2 protein-coding genes and 1 pseudogene are annotated in these 2,700 nt (G+C 52.9%); 1 reads left to right on the plus strand and 2 read right to left on the minus strand.

Annotated features, from left to right (window positions below; translation table 11 throughout):
- Both A7D21_RS36455 and A7D21_RS33855 read right to left on the minus strand, forming a co-directional pair.
- A pseudogene (locus A7D21_RS36455) lies at window positions 1–924 on the minus strand (Ice nucleation protein); the annotation flags it as partial.
- 246 nt (window positions 925–1,170) lie between these two features.
- Window positions 1,171–1,455, minus strand: coding sequence for a hypothetical protein (locus A7D21_RS33855; RefSeq protein WP_069553840.1), 285 nt, complete (start codon window positions 1,453–1,455; stop codon window positions 1,171–1,173).
- Window positions 1,456–1,649: 194 nt separating this feature from the next.
- Here A7D21_RS33855 and argP point away from each other — a divergent pair, with 194 nt between their 5' ends.
- On the plus strand, window positions 1,650–2,579 hold the full coding sequence (gene argP / locus A7D21_RS33860) for an HTH-type transcriptional regulator ArgP (RefSeq protein WP_069553841.1): 930 nt from the start codon (window positions 1,650–1,652) through the stop codon (window positions 2,577–2,579).
- Window positions 2,580–2,700 lie beyond the last annotated feature (121 nt).

Consider the following 2,700-nt stretch of genomic DNA (forward strand, 5'->3'; position numbering starts at 1 on the left):
AATCAGCGAACTGTCGGAGCCGGCGGTACTCGTACTGCCATAACCGGCGGTGAGATCACTGCCTTCTTGAGCTGTTTGGGTACTGCCGTAACCGGCGGTCAAGGAGCTTTCGCCCCCGGCCGTTTGCGTGCTGCCATACCCGGCAATCAGCGAGCTGTCGGAGCCGGCGGTGCCGGTGCTGCCGTAGCCTGCGGTGAGATCACTGCCTACCTTGGCTGTTTGTGTACTGCCATACCCCGCCATCAGGAAGCTTTCATCGCCGGCGGTTTGTGTACTGCCGTAGCCGGCAATGATCGAACTATCAGAACCCGACGTTCCGGTACTGCCATAGCCCGCAATAAGTGTGCTGCTGTCTCCGGCAGTTTCAGTGCTGCCGTAGCCGGCAATGAGTTGGCTCTGATTAGCGCCAGTGAGCGTACTGCCATACACGGCCGTTTCCAGCGTTTGCGGATGACGCACAGTGGTACGACGATTGACGACATCGGGAGCAGTGTTAGTAGTAACCGGCAGGGCGGGAAGGACAGACGTCGTCGCTGATTGCGCGTCAGGACTAACAAATGCCTCAATCAAATTTGTCGTGGAGGCTTCATACTTGCAAGCATTGTTATAAATAAAGTCCAGTGCACTGCTTCGCGTGCCGACGTGAACAACTTCAGCACGCGAAAATTTTACGCCCTCATCTTCTTCGAGGAAAATCAGCTCACCCACTGCCACTTCACACACCACCCATTTCGCGTCTGCCTGTGGGCTCAACTGCGCACTCGCGCCCTGCCCCCACAAAACGCCAGCCAACCCGTTTTCAAGCTTGATGGTGGGTTCCCAAAACTTGCATTCGACCACTCCTGAAACAGGCCAGATCAGACCACAGTGGTCGGCCATATTATTAGCGCATGTTCGCAGAACCAGAACTTTTTCGGTTTTCATTTTTAAACACCTTTTACAACTACTTTCTCTAAAGTCCTTTTGGAGGCAAACTTCCATGACAAACATATATGCAAAGTCAAGACGGCCGATAACGCGAGCACTGACAAATAAATTTGACTGTGCTTTGCTGGAAACCAAACACCTTATTCTTGAATAATCAGAAAAACATTGACGGCATCAAACCACTGGCAAACAACGCAATGGAACAGCAAGGCGGCTATCAACGGCCCACCCTGTGTCTATTTTTTACTGTCCGACATAACCCTTTAAACGCATGCAGTCGTTCATCAGTTCAATCTGTTTTTGCGCAATAACAATCCCGTCACCCACGGCATTGCCCATGCCGGAGGTTTTGTCATTAGCCGAAGGCGAAGAGTGATAACTTGCCGTCGCTGCTTTGGCCTCGTACTGACACTGGGCCTTGTCGTGCGCACTATCAGTCGTGCGCCCGTCTACTCTGGTCCAATTACGAACCGATGTTGTGCACGCACACAACATCAACGTGAGCAACATCACCAACAGACATCTCATGGTTAACTCCTGGGGTAAACCAGCACGTCCACTGCGCCGCCCTTCAACTGTGGACGACGATCGGGTCGGGCACTGCATGGGCGAAACTCACCGTCTGTCGCCCTGAGGCCATCATGGGATGCATCGAAGTAAAAGTGAAGTTAAACGAAGTATATTTCAGTACCGATAAGAAATACTTAATCAGGAGTTTGACAATGAAGCTCGATGCGAAGCAAATGCAGGCATTTCTTGCCGTCATCGAAGGTGGCAGTTTCGAAAAGGCTGCGGAATACCTGAACGTGACTCCGTCGGCAGTCTCGCAGCGAATACATGCACTTGAGGCGCGTCTGGGGAGTTCAGTAGTGGTGCGGGGCCGGCCGTGCGAGCCGACTCAGGTAGGGAGAAAGTTGATGAATTACCTCCGTCGCGCGACCGTGCTCGAGGAAGAACTACTCAACGATATAGAAGGAAACGGCGAGGACTATTTACGCTTGGTGATAGGCGTCAACGGCGACACCTTGAACACATGGTTTTTCCCGGCATTGGCAGATACTTTTATCAGCGAAAACATTCTTCTGGAGCTGGTGGTCGATGATCAGGATCATACGTACGCCCTGTTGGAGAGTGGGCAAGTCATTGGTTGCATAGGCACGCGCCCAGTGCCGATGCGTGGCTGCTTTGCAGAACCGCTAGGGTTGGTTCGCTACCAACTGGTGGCATCGATGGCGTTTCAGGAGCGATGGTTCCCGTCAGGGCTGACACGCGACGCCGCACGCAAGGCACCGGTGCTTGCCTACTCTCGCAAAGACACATTGCAGTCAGAATTTTTACAGTCGCGCTTAGGCTTGCATGCAGATGCCTTTCCGAGCCACTACCTGTCGCTCCCCGAAGCGCGCTTTCGGGCGATACGTCATGGCCTCGGCTACGGCATGGTTCCACAGATGAAAGCCAGCACCTTGCTTAAAAGTGGAGATCTGGTGGATCTGGACCCTGGCCATTTCACCGAGGTTGCGTTGTATTGGCACGACTGGGCCTTGCAATCGCCACGCATGGAAGCGCTCTCCAACCATGCAGTGTCTGCCGCCAGGCGCATCTTGAATTTCAAGAGTCAGGAGGCATTTGTGGTTGGCACCTCGATCAGATAACAGGATCGCCCTTTCAAGACTCGCTTATGCAACGGGGAAATAAAACCCTCACTGTCATCCAAATCACTGGATTTTTCGCAGTGTAAAAATCAACAAAGTCTTCGCTTCGAAATAATCACGC

This window comes from Pseudomonas sp. AP19, from assembly GCF_001728855.1.
Lineage (GTDB): Bacteria > Pseudomonadota > Gammaproteobacteria > Pseudomonadales > Pseudomonadaceae > Aquipseudomonas > Aquipseudomonas fluorescens.

Coding starts and splice junctions, on each gene's coding strand:
- argP (WP_069553841.1), top strand. CDS start 1,650: ATGAAGCTCGATGCGAAGCAAATGCAGGCATTTCTTGCCGTCATCGAA.
- A7D21_RS33855 (WP_069553840.1), bottom strand. CDS start 1,455: ATGAGATGTCTGTTGGTGATGTTGCTCACGTTGATGTTGTGTGCGTGC.